General features: G+C 61.3%; 17 protein-coding genes and 1 pseudogene. 14 read left to right on the top strand and 4 right to left on the bottom strand.

Annotation, left to right across the window (positions count from 1 at the left end):
* The 4 genes from sucD to CK220_RS26550 all read left to right on the top strand — a co-directional run.
* Positions 1 to 900 (top strand): succinate--CoA ligase subunit alpha (gene sucD / locus CK220_RS26565; RefSeq protein WP_095814361.1); only part of this gene is annotated, 900 nt, incomplete at its 5' end.
* A 118-nt stretch (positions 901 to 1,018) separates the two neighbouring features.
* The gene (locus tag CK220_RS26560) at positions 1,019 to 1,987 is read left to right on the top strand and encodes a D-glycerate dehydrogenase (protein ID WP_095814360.1); all 969 of its coding nucleotides are present in this window, start codon (positions 1,019 to 1,021) and stop codon (positions 1,985 to 1,987) included.
* A complete protein-coding gene (locus tag CK220_RS26555) occupies positions 1,938 to 3,272 on the top strand; it encodes a DUF4147 domain-containing protein (RefSeq protein WP_348629677.1) in 1,335 nt (444 codons plus the stop codon). The genes CK220_RS26560 and CK220_RS26555 overlap by 50 nt, the downstream gene beginning before the upstream one ends.
* Before the next feature lie 414 nt (positions 3,273 to 3,686).
* On the top strand, positions 3,687 to 4,322 hold the full coding sequence (locus CK220_RS26550; RefSeq protein WP_095814358.1) for a response regulator transcription factor: 636 nt from the start codon (positions 3,687 to 3,689) through the stop codon (positions 4,320 to 4,322).
* Between the two features lie 218 nt (positions 4,323 to 4,540).
* On the opposite strand, the gene CK220_RS26545 is transcribed toward CK220_RS26550, so the two are convergent.
* On the bottom strand, positions 4,541 to 4,882 hold the full coding sequence (locus tag CK220_RS26545) for a hypothetical protein (protein WP_095814357.1): 342 nt from the start codon (positions 4,880 to 4,882) through the stop codon (positions 4,541 to 4,543).
* 363 nt (positions 4,883 to 5,245) lie between these two features.
* Here CK220_RS26545 and CK220_RS26540 point away from each other — a divergent pair, with 363 nt between their 5' ends.
* From CK220_RS26540 to CK220_RS26505, 8 genes are all read left to right on the top strand, one after another.
* The gene (locus tag CK220_RS26540) at positions 5,246 to 7,939 is read left to right on the top strand and encodes a phosphoenolpyruvate carboxylase (protein ID WP_095814366.1); all 2,694 of its coding nucleotides are present in this window, start codon (positions 5,246 to 5,248) and stop codon (positions 7,937 to 7,939) included.
* 42 nt (positions 7,940 to 7,981) lie between these two features.
* Positions 7,982 to 9,307 carry a serine hydroxymethyltransferase gene (gene glyA / locus CK220_RS26535; RefSeq protein ID WP_095814356.1) on the top strand — a complete coding sequence of 442 codons (1,326 nt, stop codon included), beginning with the start codon at positions 7,982 to 7,984 and terminating at the stop codon, positions 9,305 to 9,307.
* Between the two features lie 367 nt (positions 9,308 to 9,674).
* Positions 9,675 to 9,992 carry a hypothetical protein gene (locus tag CK220_RS26530; protein WP_095814355.1) on the top strand — a complete coding sequence of 106 codons (318 nt, stop codon included), beginning with the start codon at positions 9,675 to 9,677 and terminating at the stop codon, positions 9,990 to 9,992.
* 12 nt (positions 9,993 to 10,004) lie between these two features.
* A complete protein-coding gene (locus tag CK220_RS26525) occupies positions 10,005 to 10,388 on the top strand; it encodes a hypothetical protein (RefSeq protein WP_095814354.1) in 384 nt (127 codons plus the stop codon).
* Between the two features lie 12 nt (positions 10,389 to 10,400).
* Positions 10,401 to 10,568 carry a hypothetical protein gene (locus tag CK220_RS26520; protein WP_168247624.1) on the top strand — a complete coding sequence of 56 codons (168 nt, stop codon included), beginning with the start codon at positions 10,401 to 10,403 and terminating at the stop codon, positions 10,566 to 10,568.
* 11 nt (positions 10,569 to 10,579) lie between these two features.
* Entirely contained in the window at positions 10,580 to 11,977 is a 1,398-nt protein-coding gene (locus CK220_RS26515) for an amino acid permease (RefSeq protein ID WP_095814353.1), read from the top strand.
* Positions 11,978 to 12,037: 60 nt separating this feature from the next.
* On the top strand, positions 12,038 to 12,736 hold the full coding sequence (locus tag CK220_RS26510) for a hypothetical protein (RefSeq protein WP_095814352.1): 699 nt from the start codon (positions 12,038 to 12,040) through the stop codon (positions 12,734 to 12,736).
* A gap of 8 nt (positions 12,737 to 12,744) precedes the next feature.
* On the top strand, positions 12,745 to 13,029 hold the full coding sequence (locus CK220_RS26505; RefSeq protein ID WP_095814351.1) for a hypothetical protein: 285 nt from the start codon (positions 12,745 to 12,747) through the stop codon (positions 13,027 to 13,029).
* 111 nt (positions 13,030 to 13,140) lie between these two features.
* Here the strand turns inward: CK220_RS26505 and CK220_RS26500 are convergent, their stop codons facing one another.
* Entirely contained in the window at positions 13,141 to 13,977 is an 837-nt protein-coding gene (locus CK220_RS26500) for an EscU/YscU/HrcU family type III secretion system export apparatus switch protein (RefSeq protein WP_095814350.1), read from the bottom strand.
* Here CK220_RS26500 and CK220_RS26495 point away from each other — a divergent pair.
* Positions 13,958 to 14,206, top strand: a complete 249-nt coding sequence (locus CK220_RS26495; protein ID WP_095814349.1) for a hypothetical protein — start codon at positions 13,958 to 13,960, stop codon at positions 14,204 to 14,206. The genes CK220_RS26500 and CK220_RS26495 overlap by 20 nt on opposite strands.
* Positions 14,207 to 14,252: 46 nt before the next feature.
* Positions 14,253 to 15,146 carry a 3-keto-5-aminohexanoate cleavage protein gene (locus CK220_RS26490; protein ID WP_095814348.1) on the top strand — a complete coding sequence of 298 codons (894 nt, stop codon included), beginning with the start codon at positions 14,253 to 14,255 and terminating at the stop codon, positions 15,144 to 15,146.
* A 37-nt stretch (positions 15,147 to 15,183) separates the two neighbouring features.
* Here the strand turns inward: CK220_RS26490 and CK220_RS26485 are convergent.
* Together CK220_RS26485 and CK220_RS26480 are read right to left on the bottom strand one after the other, a co-directional pair.
* Positions 15,184 to 15,380: pseudogene (locus CK220_RS26485) on the bottom strand (IS21 family transposase); the annotation flags it as partial.
* Between the two features lie 7 nt (positions 15,381 to 15,387).
* Entirely contained in the window at positions 15,388 to 15,846 is a 459-nt protein-coding gene (locus CK220_RS26480; protein WP_245429410.1) for an invasion associated locus B family protein, read from the bottom strand.
* Positions 15,847 to 15,941: the final 95 nt, after the last annotated feature.

Raw genomic sequence — 15,941 nt, 5'->3', positions numbered from 1 at the left:
ATGGCAATCCTGCTCAACCGCAGCACGCGCGTCATCGTCCAGGGCTTCACCGGCAAGATCGGTAGCTTCCACGCCGAGGACATGAAGCGCTACGGCACCAAACTGGTCGGCGGCGTCACCCCCGGCAAGGGCGGCCAGACGCATCTCGGCCTGCCCGTCTTCAACACGGTCAAGGGCGCTGTGCGCGAGACCCGGGCCGAGGCGAGCATCGTCTTCGTGCCGCCGCCCTTCGCTGCCGATTCGATCATGGAGGCGGCGGATGCCGGCATCAAGCTTTGCGTCTGCATCACCGACGGCATCCCGTCCCAGGACATGATGCAGGTGAAGCGCTACATGCGCCGCTACCGCTTCGAGGACCGCATGCGCCTTGTCGGGCCGAACTGCGCCGGCGTCATCACCCCCGGACAGGCGCTGATGGGCATCATGCCGGGCAGCATCTATCTCCCCGGACGCGTCGGCATCGTCGGCCGCTCGGGCACGCTGGGCTACGAGGCCGCCTCGCAGATGAAGGCGCTCGGCATCGGTGTGTCGACCAGCGTCGGCATCGGCGGCGATCCGATCAACGGCTCGTCCTTCAAGGACATCCTTCAGCTGTTCGAGCGCGACGAGGACACCGACGCCGTGGTGATGATCGGCGAGATCGGCGGACCGCAGGAAGCCGAAGCCGCGATCTGGGCGCGCGACAACATGCGAAAGCCGCTGATCGCCTACATCGCCGGCTTGTCTGCCCCCAAGGGCCGCCGCATGGGCCATGCCGGCGCCATCATCTCCGCCTTCGGCGAGTCGGCGCAGGAAAAGGTCGAGATCCTGAAGGACGCCGGCGTCGTCATCGTGCCGACGCCTGCCTCCTTCGGCGAGGTCGTGGCCGACACGCTGGCGCGGACCAAGAAGGCGGCGTGAGCGTGGGCGCACGTCCGGTCGGATATCCTGGCTCGTCGAAATCGCCGTCAACATCGCGGACCGCTGCTGCCAGCCTGGCGGTTTCGCGTGGTCGTCTGGGCAAGGTTGGGGGATCCAAATGAAGCCGCGTGTGACTGTAACCCGACGTTGGCCGGCCAAGGTGGAGAAGCTTCTGACGGAACGGTTCGATGCGGTACTGAATGCCGGTGATGTGCCGCTGACGCCAGCAGATTTCGCGACGGCTTTCCGGGCCTATGACGCAATCCTTCCCACCGTGAGCGATCGACTGCCTGCCTCGGTATTTCCCCCCGAAGGCTGTCGCACCAGCTTGCTCGCCAACTTCGGTGTCGGTTTCAGCCATATAGACGTGGCGGCTGCTCGAGACCGCGGCATTGCCGTCACCAATACGCCGGGAGTACTGACGGATTGCACGGCCGACATTGCGATGAGCTTGCTCCTGCTGGTGGCACGCCGTGCCGGCGAGGGTGAGCGACAACTGCGCGCCGGTGCCTGGAAGGGATGGTGTCCAACCCATCTCATCGGCACCAAGGTTTCAGGCAAGAAGCTCGGGATAGTTGGCATGGGACGCATCGGCAAGGCGACGGCGAGCCGGGCGCATTTCGGCTTCGGCATGGACGTCGTCTTCTACAATCGTTCCAAGGTTGACGACGACGAGATCCGGTTGATCTCTGCCCGGCAACTTCCATCCATCGAAGCCGTACTGGAGGAGTCCGACTTCGTCTCGCTGCATTGTCCAGGCGGCGCCGAAAACAAGCACCTGATTGATGAAGCAAGGCTCTCGGTCATGAAGCCGACCGCTTTCCTCATCAATACGGCTCGCGGGGATGTGATCGACGAGACCGCCCTTATCCACGCGCTCGACAAGGGGGTGATCGCTGGCGCGGGGCTCGACGTCTACGCCGACGAACCTGCGGTGCCCCGCGGCCTCCTTGCTCGGGAAAACGTCGTCCTGCTTCCCCATCTTGGCAGTGCGACCACGGAAACACGAGAGGCGATGGGCATGAAGGCCCTCGAGAATCTCACTGCCTTCTTCGAGGGCAAACCCGCTCCGGATCGGGTGGTGTGACGGTGGCGCCTGGCCTTGCGTCGGCGCTGACGGATCTGCGTATAAAGGCGTTCGACCTGTTTCGGACGGGCGTCGCTGCGGCCGAGCCCGGCCTGCGGTCGCCGCTGCGCTGGCACGACACTCTGACCGACTTGAAAAGGCCAGGCGCATCACCGTTATCGCCTTCGGCAAGGCAGCTTGCTCAATGACTTGCGCGGCATTGCCTTTGATCGGCGGCAAGCTGCATAAGGCTGTGGCCGTCACCAATGCCGAAAATGCGGTGGCGATCGATGGCGCTGCGGTTATCACGGCCGGGCACCCCCTGCCAGATCAGGGTAGCATCGACGCGGGCTGCGCCGTCGAGAGTCTTGCCCGATCGGCGGAGCCTGGCGACCTTATTCTCGTTCTTGTCAGCGGTGGCGGCTCGGCGCTGTTGTGCGCGCCCTCGGCCGGGCTGTCACTGGCTGACAAGATCGCACTCAATGACACCCTCGTCCGTTCGGGCGCCGACATTCGGGAAATCAACACTGTCAGGCAGCATTTTTCGCGCCTGAAGGGCGGACGTTTGGCGCAATTGGCATCGAGGGCCGACGTATTGGCGCTCATTGTCTCGGATGTGCCCGGCGATGACGCTCGCCTGGTGGCTAGCGGCCCGACAGCTCCGCTCTACGCCTCCGTTTCCCACGCGCACAGTGTGCTTTCGAAGTATGGTGTCGACTCGGCGTTCAAGCAGGCTCTTCTTTCGCCGGATGAGCGCTTTTCAGAAGCGATCTTCGACCGCATCGAGAACGTGGTCGTCGGTTCTAACCGCATCAGTGTTGAAAGCGTGATGGCAAAAGCCGGGCAATGTGGCATTCATGTCATCAAGGCCGCCGACTGGTTGTCGGGCAATGTCCGTGACGCCGCCCGCACGCTCCACGGTATCGCAATCGAACATGCCGGCCACGCAGGACCGGTGGCGGTGATCGCCGGCGGCGAGACGACGGTCGAGGTCTCAGGCACAGGCAAAGGAGGACGCAATCAGGAAATGGCGCTGCGGTTCGCCCTGGCCAATGAAGAGAAAGCGATCCGCCGCAATTGGGTGTTTCTGAGCGGCGGTACCGATGGCCGCGACGGCCCCACCGATGCGGCCGGGGGTATCGTCGACGCCGGGTCCACGTCGCGGATCCGCAATTTCGGTCCGGAGCCCGCCGTCCTGCTAGGCAACAACGATTCCTATGCAGCGTTGGCAATATCCGGAGATTTGTTGATGATTGGCGCTACCGGCACCAATGTCGCGGACCTGCAGATATTGTTGATGCAGTAGCATTCGTCGCCTCCACGCCGATGGAGGTTGAGGGCATGCGGGTGCGGCGCCGCAGTCAGGCGGGGCCCTTCGTCGTTTTCGGCAATCGTTGAGTGAGATCTCCTTCGAGGACGGCGCCTTTGGCAGGCTGAGGCATGGTCATCACCGGAGCCCGGCCGCAGCGCGCGTGTCTCATGCTTTGCGAAGGGCCTCAAACCCGAGAGTGCGTCGATCTGACTGATTGTACTAGAAGGAAAATTAAATTCATGTTAGGAATGAAGATGATTGGATTGCGGGCGACGATCGGAAGTGGCCGAAGTAGCAAGTGGTTGGGCAGTAGAGGACTGCAAGGGAGAGGGCGCAAGAGCCAAGACCGGGAGCGCGTACCGCCGAGTCGAAGGTCAGCGCCAAGGTGTCGGGACTTAGGTGGCGTCAATGCCCGAAAAGAGCAGATTCAGGATCTTGATCGGCGAGCGCAATCCGCTCGTGGTCGCTGCCCTAGGCGATATGATCTCGCGAGACGGCCGCTTCGATCTCATTGATAGCGTGCAGGCCGGCGAGGCTTTTCTCCGAGCGGCGGCGGCCACACCCCCTCAGTTCGATGTCGCCGTGCTCGGGTGGAAATTGTCGGACATGGATGCCGCCGGTGTTTTGACAGCGATGCAGCGGCGCAGCCTGCATGCGCGCCTCGTGATCTTTTCCAACGATCACGACATCGCTATCCTCAAGCAGTGCGTGCGCCTTGGCGTCCAGGGGTTCTGCTATCAGTTCGACGACCCGGCGATCCTTTTCGACACCCTGGTCGCGGTCGCCAATGGCCGGATCTGCGTCCCTTACCTGGACGTCTCCAAAATCAACGACACGCCGATGTCGCGGCTTACGACACGTGAACGCGAGCTGCTCTCGGTGCTGGCCGACGGCTGGACCAATCTGCAGATCGCGACCCGTACCGGGATTTCCGAGAATACGGTCAAGTATCACCTCAGGAACCTCTACGATAAACTGGAGGTCCGCAACCGGGCGATGGCTGTTGCGCTCTATGCCGGCGAAAGAAACCGCGGGCGCGCTTGAGCTCGCTGTTGAGGATTTTTGCATGACCTGCATCGGCCTTGCCCCCCACTGGCCTTGGCAATCCTGAATTCGGGGCGGGTAGGTCACTCGGTCACCGATCGCGAAGCCTGTCGTCCTTGCGCTATTTCACGGCTGCCGGGGCGGCTTTGATGCAAACCGCGGCCCCTGGGCGCACCCAAGCAAGGCCTGAGCGTTGCGCTCACCTTCGTCGATTCGTGTCAGGGATAAGCGGGAAGGGCGCCAGGGTCTGTCCGCGCAGCGCACAGGGGCATCGCAAGCCTCGCTGCGTCAGCATAAAGCATCCGTCCTGAGGCACGAACACCGATGATCGCCTCCAGAACACCTTGTGTTCTGAGCGGCATCAGATCGGTGCAGTGGCTCATCCCGACGAAAACGCTGCTGATCGGCATGGCGACGCCGTGGATCGGAATGAGTGGCTCTTCAGCTTTCTCGCTCCATTCTTCGAGCGCCTCGAGGGCTTCATGAAAAGCGTTCTGCAGGGTGATCGGCGCATGCCCTTCAAAGAGATCCGGAAATACCTTGTGCATGTCGATGTCCAAGTCTCTTGCTGAGGTCTCCTATGAAACGCGCCGGGCTGGCGCGTTATGAATAAACCTCAGTCCAATTATCTCGCATTTTTCCTATAAGGCAACATCTTTGCATAACAGTTAAGCGGCGTCTAGCTCCGAAACGCGCTGGACCAATGTTGGCAAGATCGTGATTTATGGTCCGTTCGGTGGTCCCAGGTCGGCCTTGCCGACCATCATTCGGTTGGTGCTCCAACCCACCCGAACGAATGGCAAATCTACCCGTCCGGGCGTTTTCAAAAAGGCGGAAAATCTATCTGCTTCCAGATGGAGAAGCCTGGGATGTCCGCCTCGTTCGGCCGGCTCGGGACAACGCTTGGAAGAATGGGTGCCGCTGTGGACGACAGCAGACCGCTTAGCTGTCACGAGGATGTCAGAAGTCTTCTGTTCAGGCTGCTGACCTCTGTCGTCAGCGAACGTGAGCCCGGTTTAGCCGGGGTTCTGACCGGGCGCGTTAGCCTTGACACTCTCGCCGATGATCAGCGCATCCCGGCGCTCCAGGCGACCGGCATATGGTTCCAACTCGTCGCTATCGCCAATGAATTGCTCGCAATGCGTTCACGCCGCGAACTCGAGCAGATGGGTGGCGCGGACGAGGTGGTTGGTTCCTTCGCCAATGTCGTCGGCGAGATAGCCGCCGCCGGCTACCCGGCCGAGGAATTGCAAACCACCCTCGACACGCTGAGTGTCGGGCCAACCATGACCGCCCACCCTACCGAGGCCAAGCGCGTCACTGTTCTCGAAATTCACCGGCGCATCTATCGCAAGCTCACCGAGCTCGAGCAGCAGCGCTGGGCGCCGCGCGAGCGCGAGCAACTCATTGACGATCTCAGCAGCGAGATCGAGCTTTTGTGGATGTCGGGCGAGTTGCGGCTTGAGCGGCCATCGGTCGAGAGCGAGATCGCATGGGGCCTGCATTTCTTCCGGGAAGTGCTCTTCGAGGCGACCCCGAAGATCTACGATGCCGTCGAGGAGGCGTTTGCCCGCCACTACCCGCAATACGAGATCAAGGTCCCGTCCTTCATGCGCTACGCGTCGTGGATCGGCGGCGATCGCGACGGCAATCCGAATGTCACGGCAAAGACGACGGTTCGGGCGCTCACGGAATGCCGTCATGCCGTCATTGGCTGGTACATCCATCAGGTTCGTCGGTTGGTCACCGTGCTCAGCGTCAGCGCCAATGTCGTCGAGATCCCGGAAGATTTCACCAAGGCGCTTGCCCAGGCGCTGCACCGGACCGGTACAGCTCGCGAGATTGTGGCGCGCAACCCGGGAGAACCGCTGAGGCAGTTCGCGGCCGCGATGCTGGATCGCTTGCGGGCGATGCTCGGTGAGACCCGGGCCAAGCCGTATGCCCGCTCAGAGTTGTTCAGGAACGACCTGAGACATGTCGAAACGGTCCTTGCCAAACTGGGCGGCAACCATGTTGCGCGGCGCTTCGTCCGCCCTTTGCGTCAGCAGGTCGAGACCTTTGGTTTTCGCACAGTTGCATTGGACATTCGCCAGAACTCGACGGTCGTCAATCGGGTACTGGCCGAGCTCTTCACGCATATGGACGGGGATCAGGCGCCGACGCCCGACACGCCGCAATGGACGAAGCGCATCCGAACAGCACTCTCCACCGGCGAGCAGCTTATCGTCGAACCGCAGTTGCTTTCGGATGAGGCGCGTGAGCTCCTCGACCTCTTCGATGTCATCCGCGAAGCCTCCTCCGGGCTGAACGGCGGTGCGGTTGGCGCCTTCATCTTGAGCATGACGCGGTCTTCCGAAGACCTGCTGGCTGTTTACGTGCTAGCGCAATATTGCGGTATGGCCACCGCGCTCGACGGCAGCGGCGCGATTGCCCTGCGCGTCGTGCCGCTGTTCGAGACCATCGCCGATCTGCGCGCGGCTGCCGATGTTTTGGATCAGCTTCTTTCGGTCTCGATTGTGCGCCGCTCCGTGCGCGATTTCGGCAACCGGCAGGAAGTCATGCTGGGATACTCCGACTCCAACAAGGATGGCGGCTTCCTGGCTTCGAACTGGGAACTGAACAAGACGCAAAGGCGTATCCACGCCCTCAGTCAGAAGCGCAAGATCACGATCAGCTTCTTCCACGGCCGCGGCGGTTCCGTCAGTCGAGGCGGTGCGCCGACGGGTCGGGCGATCGCTGCCCAGCCTGCCGGCACTGTTACCGGTGTCATGCGCGTGACCGAGCAGGGCGAGGTCGTGTCGTCGAAATTCGCAAATCGCGGCACAGGTCTTTACCAGCTCGAGATCCTGGCCGCGAGCGTCTTGGCCCACAGTGTCAAGTCACACAACGAGCCTGAGTTAAAGGAAATCCCTGAGTTCAGCGAGGCTCTGGAGGCTTTGACCGGCATGTCGCAGGCATCCTATTCGGGCCTGATCAATGAGCCGGGCTTCATCGATTATTTCAATCAGGCGAGCCCTGTCGAAGAGCTATCGCTGCTTAAGATCGGCTCGCGCCCGGCCCGCCGCTTCGGTGCTCGGGACATCTCCGACCTGCGCGCCATCCCCTGGGTTTTCGCCTGGAGCCAGAACCGGCATCTGCTGACCAATTGGTACGGCATCGGCAGCGCGCTCAATTCCTTCCTCACTGTTCGCGGTAGCGCAGGGCTGGAGCTGCTCAGACAGATGTTCGAGCGCTCGCGCTTTTTCCGTCTCATCGTCGACGAGGTCGACAAGGGACTTTACCAAACCGACATGGAGATCGGTCGGCTCTATGCTGGCTTGGTGCAGGATCCCGAATTGTCGGAACGGATCTACCGCAAGATCGCCGCCGAATATGCGCTCACGCGCAAGACCATTGCCGAGATCAACAGCGGCCTGAAGGTCTCGCAGCGCTTCCCCGCCTTCAAGCAGCACTTCGATCGCATCAGACCGCGGTTGGACGGCATTCATCGATTGCAGGTGCAGCTCTTGCGCGAGGTCCGTGCCCGGGACGGCTCGACCGCAAAGCCCAAGCGTGCGGTCAACGCGCTGCTGCTTTCGATCAATTGCATTTCGACCGGCCTGGGCTGGACCGGATGACCACAATATTGGCGCTGCGTCGCGCCGTATGGGAGGAGTTTCATGAATATCTCGACCAAGCCTGACACCGGCGCAGCAAGCCGGTTCTTCCGCACGGGAGTGGCTGTCGCGGATCGTGCCGTCAGCGAAGCGATGCAGCGGGAGCTCTCTCGTCAGCGCAACGAGATAGAACTGATCGCTTCCGAAAACATCGTCTCCAGGGCGGTGCTTGAGGCACAAGGTTCGGTGCTGACCAACAAATATGCCGAGGGCTATCCCGGCCGCCGTTACTATGGCGGCTGCCAGTTCGTCGACGAAGTCGAGGATCTGGCGCGCGAGCGCGCCAAGACGCTGTTTGGGTGCTCGTTTGCCAACGTGCAGCCGAACTCCGGCAGTCAGGCCAACCAGTCTGTCTTCATGGCGCTGATGCAGCCCGGCGACACCTTCCTGGGGCTTAATCTGTCCGCCGGTGGGCATCTCACTCATGGCGCACCGGTCAACCAATCCGGCAAATGGTTCAATGTCGTCTCCTACGGGGTTCGCCCCGACACTCATCGCATCGACCTCGACGAGGTGCGCGATCTGGCGCGCAAGCACCGGCCCAAATTGATCCTTGCCGGCGGTTCCGCCTATCCGCGCATCATCGATTTCAAGGCATTTCGCGAGATCGCCGACGAAGTCGGCGCCAAACTGTTCGTTGACATGGCGCATTTTGCGGGCCTGGTTGCTGGTGGCGTCCACCCCAACCCTCTCGAACATGCCCACGTGGTGACCACGACCACCCATAAGACCCTGCGCGGCCCGCGTGGCGGCATGGTGCTGTCCAACGACGAGGAGATCGGCAAGAAGATCAACTCGGCGGTGTTCCCCGGCCTCCAGGGCGGACCGCTGATGCACGTCATCGCCGCAAAGGCGGTTGCTTTCGGCGAGGCGCTGGCGCCGGAATTCAAGCTCTATGCGGCAAATGTCGTGTCAAACGCCAAGGCATTGGCCGAGACACTGTCCGAAGGCAGCGTCGATATTATCTCGGGCGGTACCGACACGCATCTGATGCTGGTCGACCTGCGTCGAAAAGGTCTGACCGGCAAGGTGGTCGAGGCAGCACTCGGTCGCGCCCATATCACCTGCAACAAGAACGGCATCCCGTTCGACCCGCAGGGACCGATGGTGACGTCGGGCATCCGCCTGGGCACCCCGGCCTGCACCACACGTGGCTTCCTCGAGGAAGAATTCCGTCAGGTCGGACGCCTGACGATGAGCGTGATCGATGGGCTGGCTGCAAATGGCGAGGCCGGCAACGCAGCAATCGAGAGGGCCGTGCGCGAGGAAGCGCACGATTTGGTCAGCCGATTTCCGATCTACGCGGAGCAGGAACTGCGTTCTTGCTGAATAGACCGGCATGACCCGGCCTCGCATTCAACCGCTGATGGATCAGCGCCGGAAGCTCTGATCGCCGAGTGCAGTTCCGTGGGGAACCCGAGGCGGCTTTGCAGCTTCCGGCGACCGTCCCGCGCAACCGAAAAGGCGTGGCCCCCAAAAACACTGTCGGGACGACGGCGAACGCGTGGCGCGCGAAGGTAAACCCATGTCCAGGTTCAAATCTGTTCAGAAGCATCTCTGCTTTGCTGACGCCATCCACTATCTGCATCGCGTCACTTGACAGGAAATTAACTTTGCCGGATATTCCTGTTGGGAAATTAATATTCCCATACGCAAAAGCGCAACAAAGCCGAAAATGGCGTCTGGAGGAGAACAGATGGAAGCAACAATCAGTAGTCGAACCGGCGAACTCAGCCTCGACCAGCGCATCGACAAAATGCACGCTCGCGATCGCGCCGGCCTGTTGGCCTTCGTCGTCGTACTTTGGTGCACACTTCTGTTCGCGCTGTTCAGCGTCTGGCCGTACATCTCGATCCCCGCGATGCGCATCATCCTTTCGGTCGCGTGCGGGCTGGTGTTGGCCTTCAACACGGCGGCCATCGTGGCGATGCTGCGCCACTACGCCGAAGATAAGCACTTCATCTACGGCCTTGACATCAAGCATCTCGACGAGATGCGCAGGCGCCGCGGTTAAGGAGCTGGCAAAATGGCATATCAACCTCCCAAGCAGGGCCTTGTCGGTCAGGTCTTCGACGTTATCACCCTGCTCGTGCTGACGGTGGGCGCTCTCTATCTGCCCCTTTACCTGGGCTTCGCCGGCGCCGCCAAAACGCCTAACCCGATTCCCAACCCGACCTGGGAAGCACTCGGCCAGAACGCGACCGAAGCCAAGCAATGGGCGGCGATTGGAATTACCGACCCGGCGGCCGCGAACGACATCATCACCGCGCGCTTCGATTATAGTTTCAGCTGGGCCCCGCTGATCGTCATGGCGGTGCTGGTCATTGGCTATTTTGTTTTGGTCGTGCGGCTTTCCGACAGGGAGTACCGCGAAGTGATCGAAGAACGCTTCGATCCGAAACGGCGATAGGAGAGGGCGACCATGGATATCTGGAATATTCTCGAATATGTGGCCTGGGCCCTCTCAGCCATGTTCGGTGCGTTGATGCTCATCAATCTCATTCGCATCGACACCACCTATGACAACGAGCTGCTGACTTCATCTCGCGAAGGCGAGATCGAGGTAACGGCCGAGCGCCACCAGATCTGAAGGGGACGGAAATGGCAAACGTGACTGCAACCGCTCCCGCAACCGAGCGCCTTCAGCTGCTGCGCGTGCTCGGCCCCGCCCATATCTGGGCGCTCGGTGTCGGCATCGTGCTCGTCGGCGAGTATATGGGCTGGAACTTCTCAGTCGGCAAAGGCGGCATGATCGCCGGACTCGCCGCCTGCTGGGTAGCCGGTCTGCTCTATACTTGCGTGGCGATGATCGACTCGGAAGTGACATCGACCATCGCCGCCGCTGGCGGCCAGTACGCTCAGGCCAAGCACATCGTCGGGCCGCTGATGGCCTTCAATGTCGGCCTGTTCCTTGTCATGGCCTACACCATGCTCGAGGCGGCCAACGCGATAACCGTGGGCTATCTGCTCGATACCGTCGCGGGGATGATGGGCCATACCGGCCTCAACCAGAAGCCGTTCATCATCCTTTCCATCATGTTCCTGGCATGGCTCAATTTTCGCGGTGTGCTGGCCACGTTGACCTTCAATCTGGTCATCACCGCCATCGCGTTCCTGGCGATCATCGCCCTGTTCATCTCGGTGCAGCTCGGAGTCTCTGCCGTGCCGATGGATTTTTCGGCAATCACCACAGCTCCACTGCCCTATGGCTGGATCGGCATCGTCGCGGCCCTGCACTTCGGCTTGTGGTACTATCTCGGCATCGAGGGAACCTGCCAGGCTGCCGAAGAAGTGCGCTCGCCGGCGCGTTCGCTGCCTTACGGTACCATGGCCGGCATCATGACGCTGCTGATAGCCGCGACCATGACCTGGTATGTCTGCTCCGGCCTCCTGCCCTGGGAATATCTCGGTCAAGCCGGAACGCCGCTCTTCGACGCCGCGCGTGTCACCGGCAGTGCCGGATTGATGGTGCTCCTGTTCGTCGGCACGATGTTTTCGACGCTTGCTTCGGCAAACGGATGCATCAACGACGCCTCACGCGCCTGGTTCTCGATGGGCCGTGACCGCTACCTGCCGAGCTGGTTCGGCGCGGTGCACCCGGTCTATCGCACGCCGTATCGGTCGATCGTGTTCCTGGTTCCCATTGCGCTCATCTTCGCGCTTGGTGCACCGCTCGACCAGGTCGTGACATTCTCGATCCTGTCGGGCCTGCTCGGCTACACCTTCATGACCTTCAACATGGTCATGTTCCGGCGCAAGTGGCCGCTCGACACGATCAAGCGCGGCTATGTGCATCCGCTTCATCCGCTGCCGGTGATCGTTCTTCTGACGCTGTGCGCTGCTGCCTATTTCGCCGTGTTCCTCGGCTACGGCACCCAGCTCAGCGCGATGATGTGCTTTTACATCGTGGCATCGCTCTGGTTCCACTTCCGGCGCTACCGGTTCGTCCGCCGCGGTGATCAGTTCACCATGCCCTGGCCGAAGCCCGCCGGTTATTGAACCCGTCAGAGGTGGCGGCGTGCCTTCCGCGCCGCCACCTCCTCATCAAGGCGATCTCGAATGATCACCACAATCGCTCTTGCCGCATTTGTCGCCGCTGCCTGCGCCTGGATGGGCAAGCGTGCGATCAGCGACCATCGTGCCATCCTCGCGAAACGAAGGGAACTTCTTGACGATGCGGCAAAGCTCTTGCCCAACGTACAGATTAGCTTCGCCCCCGATCACCTTCCCATTCTCGTCAGCCGCCTTGAGGACGGCAGGCAAATCCGTGTCGAGCTCTTTGCCGACACCATGGTGACGCGCCGACTACCGCAGCTCTGGCTCAGAGTGACATTAAGCGAGCTTCGCGAGTGCAACCGGCCCGCGATTGGCGCGCTCGCCCGCCCGACCGGTGCCGAATATTATTCGCTTGTCCATGACATGCCCGAATGGATGGCGCCGCCGGAGACCGGCACGTCTTTGTTGATGCGAGGCGACGGTCGCGCCACTGCGTGGCAGGTCGAGCGCGCAGCAACGATGTTCCGCAGCCTCTTTTCCGATCCGGGCGTCAAGGAAGCCGTCATTTCGCCACGCGGCACCCGGGTGATCCGTCAGGCGGCCCAGGGGGATCGCGCTGCACATCTGTTCCTGCGGCAGATACGTTTTGCCGTCGCGACGATTTCAGTTGAGCTGGTCAACAATGCAATCGCGGAGGCGAAATCCTTGAGCGAGGCGCTGGCTGCGGGCCAAGCCATCACCTCTGTTTACGAAGCTGCCTGAGGTCGTCGATGGCCAAACCGATCAATCCTCACCTTGTCCTTGCTCTGGCGATACTCTTCCCGGGGGCGGGCCACTTCGCTGTAGGCGACGCAAAGCGCGGGCTCGCGTTTGCTTTCTCCGTGCTTTTCTTTTCGGTGATCAGCTACATGACGACAACGCCGGATCAGTCGTACATCGGACGACATGCGTTCGGCTTGTTCGTGTGGGCTTTGTCCATCCCGGATGCCTATCGTCGGGCTCGGATTCTGGCGACGGCAGCAGCAAGCGGGAGGCGCCACAGCCGTGTCGCTTGAGCGAAGATATTGCGGAGTTCGCGCCGGTTCGCTGGCATCACTCAAGCGTGCTGGCTCACCGCGAGGCCAACATCTGACGTTCTCCTGATGGTCGGCTTGGCGGTGGCGCAGTCATCGAAATGCTGACATCTCCGAGATGCGGTCGCACATCAAAAATGGAACTGCTATGCGCATGGCGAGCTGCTCGCGACGCCGGCCCTTGATCGCTTTCAAGTGAGCCCGTGTCGGACAAGGTGGCGAACCACCGGCGAGAACACCTCCTGGCCGATATAGGATCCAACATTCATCCGCTCGAAGAGTGTTTTGGCGAGGGCAGGATCTTCGACAACGGGCCTGGCGTGCCTGAGCGACCATCTCGCTGGCTGCGTGGTCCCGACCCTTGCCGACGATCGTCGGCACCGGCGTTTCGCCCTTGATGTAGCGAAGCGCCACAGCGCGGTCGCCGGACACAAAGACGATGACCGCGTTTACGACGCCGAGCCTCGCGGGCTGCATCACCGCCTCGCGCCGCTGCCGCCGCTGCTCATGCCGGATCAATGGATCTCCTTCGAGATCCTTGTGTTCGCGCCTGTACTCGGTGGTCGTCATGCGCATGTCGCGCAGGAACAGCCAGCGCTGAATGGGGACGTCGATCAGGCCTATGACGACAAAGGCGAGGGCGGCCGCCACTCCGAATGGCGTCAGCATAGCCTGGACAACCGGCTCGAGACATGAAGACCCGCAGCCTGGCGCATCGAAGAGCGGCTGAAGCCATGCGGTCAGGATGAGTACGAACAGGCTCGCCAGAAACACCACCTTGGCCAAGCCCTTGGTGAACTCGATGACGTTGCGGAGCGACAGGATCTTCTGCAGGCCCTTCGCCGGATTGATATGATCGAATTGCGGTTTGAGCGGCTCGAACGAGAAGACCGGCCCGAACGTCCCCAGCATGCCGAAGACAGCGGGCATCAAGGCTTATTGCGAACAGTTCCGGGACAGCTACGCGCTCTGGTGGGACGATCTCGGCGAGTCCGAGCTCAACCAGGCAACGATTGGCAAGCTGATCGATGGCCTCCGGGAGGAAATTGGATCGCGCGACTATGACGCTCTTAGGAGAGAGCGCGATGCAAAGCTCGTCGCGCTTTGGAGCGCCATCCACAAGGTCGATGCAGGGCACGATCAAGCGGCGGCCGTTTGAATAGACAATGGAAATCCGATGCTCGGATTAGCGCCTTGGAGCCGAAATGAAGCGTAAAATTGTGTTGACCTGTGCTGTAACCGGGGACGGTCCAATCCATCCGCGGTACCCCGACTATCCTGTTACGCCCGAGCAGATCGCTGGCGCATGCATCGAGGCGGCCAAAGCAGGCGCGTCTGTAGTTCACATCCACGGACGGAACCCCGCAACCGGCCTTGGCGACCGTTCCCCCGAAGTCTTTGGCGATATCGTGGATTTGGTCCGCAAGCAGGACAGCAATGTTCTGATCAATCTTACCACCGGGATGGGCGCAACGTTCGTTCCAGAACCGGCGAACGAGGCTGCCGCGCATCCAACTACGGATATCGGGACCGCAGGAGATCGTGTCGGTCATGTGCGGGACCTCAAGCCGCAGCTGTGCACACTCGATGCCACGACCATGAACCTGGAAGGCGGCATCGCGGGCGCTCCTGACTGCATCTTCATGAACACGCCGGGCAAACTGAGGGATATGGCCGAGCTGATCCGAAGCGCGAAGGTCAAACCCGAAATCGAAGTGTTCAACCCGGGCGATATCCTTTTGGCGCGCAGACTGATTGAACACCGCCACCTCGACGAACCGCCGCTTTTTCAGATCTGCCTCGGCGTCAAATGGTCTGCTCCGGCAGATGCAAGGACACTGATCTACATGAAAGATCTCCTGCCAGCGAACGCGATCTGGAGCGCCTTCGGAATCTCTCGCTGGCAGATGGAGGTTGTCGCGCTTTCCACGATCCTGGGTGGCCACTGCCGCGTTGGCCTTGAAGACAACATCTATCTGGAGCGCGGCGTGTTCGCGACGAATGGGCAACTGGTCGAGCGCGCGTGCCGCATAATCCGCGATCTTGGATGCGAGGTCGCAACGCCGGACGAGGCGCGGGAAATCTTGGGCGTTTTCTGATGAACTGGAGCGCTTATGCGGCGGTCCCATGTTGATTTCCGCCGATAACCGCCCAGTCTTCCGACCAGTCGAATTGGAAGGCTTCGCCGGGGTCGAACGCCAGCGGCACGAAGGTGCCGCGCCCGCTCGTTTGCATCTGGTGCTGGCGCTCTTCTTTCCGGGCACGCGCAAAGGCGCGACACGGCCGTAGGAGCCCTCATAGCCGAGGCTCATCAGATCGGCATGCAATTGCTTGATGACGTTACTTGGTCGCTTCCAGCTTGTCGATCGCCGCGCCGAAGCCTTTTAGCGAAACCGGAATCGTCACCGGCTTGCGTGTCACTGACTCCATGCCGATGTTCAGCATGGTCCCAGACCGCATCGCCTTAATGATCTCGAGCGCCAGCGGCACGGCAGCATAAGCCCCATTCTGGTCGCTGGTCTGGATCGCGACGGTCGCCTTTTTGCCGCTGTCGATCTGGTAGGACGCCCCAGAGGGCAGGAACAGCCCATGCGGCAAGGCCAGCAGCATGGCAAAGCCCTGAGCATCCTCCTGGCGGCGCACCGTGACGGTCAGCACCCGCTGGCCGGTCTTGGATTCGGTGAGGTTTTGCGAGACCTGGCATTGCAGCTCGGTTCCTGTCGCCCCCGAAGAGCAGTTGACCATCCACGGGTTGCTGTCGACAGGCTTGGGCGCGGCCGGCTTCGCCTCCTCGGCCATGGCTGCGCCCGCCGAGAACAACAGCAAACAGAGCGCAAAGGCTACGTATCCTGATCTAACAGTTACATTCAATATCACTAATGTATACTCCATTG

Source organism: Mesorhizobium sp. WSM3860, assembly GCF_002294995.1.
GTDB lineage: Bacteria > Pseudomonadota > Alphaproteobacteria > Rhizobiales > Rhizobiaceae > Mesorhizobium.
This window is presented reverse-complemented; position numbering and strand designations above follow the sequence as displayed.

Coding starts and splice junctions, on each gene's coding strand:
- CK220_RS26560 (WP_095814360.1), top strand. CDS start 1,019: ATGAAGCCGCGTGTGACTGTAACCCGACGTTGGCCGGCCAAGGTGGAG.
- CK220_RS26550 (WP_095814358.1), top strand. CDS start 3,687: ATGCCCGAAAAGAGCAGATTCAGGATCTTGATCGGCGAGCGCAATCCG.
- glyA (WP_095814356.1), top strand. CDS start 7,982: ATGAATATCTCGACCAAGCCTGACACCGGCGCAGCAAGCCGGTTCTTC.
- CK220_RS26530 (WP_095814355.1), top strand. CDS start 9,675: ATGGAAGCAACAATCAGTAGTCGAACCGGCGAACTCAGCCTCGACCAG.
- CK220_RS26525 (WP_095814354.1), top strand. CDS start 10,005: ATGGCATATCAACCTCCCAAGCAGGGCCTTGTCGGTCAGGTCTTCGAC.
- CK220_RS26520 (WP_168247624.1), top strand. CDS start 10,401: ATGGATATCTGGAATATTCTCGAATATGTGGCCTGGGCCCTCTCAGCC.
- CK220_RS26515 (WP_095814353.1), top strand. CDS start 10,580: ATGGCAAACGTGACTGCAACCGCTCCCGCAACCGAGCGCCTTCAGCTG.
- CK220_RS26510 (WP_095814352.1), top strand. CDS start 12,038: ATGATCACCACAATCGCTCTTGCCGCATTTGTCGCCGCTGCCTGCGCC.
- CK220_RS26505 (WP_095814351.1), top strand. CDS start 12,745: ATGGCCAAACCGATCAATCCTCACCTTGTCCTTGCTCTGGCGATACTC.
- CK220_RS26495 (WP_095814349.1), top strand. CDS start 13,958: ATGCCGAAGACAGCGGGCATCAAGGCTTATTGCGAACAGTTCCGGGAC.
- CK220_RS26500 (WP_095814350.1), bottom strand. CDS start 13,977: ATGCCCGCTGTCTTCGGCATGCTGGGGACGTTCGGGCCGGTCTTCTCG.
- CK220_RS26490 (WP_095814348.1), top strand. CDS start 14,253: ATGAAGCGTAAAATTGTGTTGACCTGTGCTGTAACCGGGGACGGTCCA.
- CK220_RS26480 (WP_245429410.1), bottom strand. CDS start 15,846: ATGGCCGAGGAGGCGAAGCCGGCCGCGCCCAAGCCTGTCGACAGCAAC.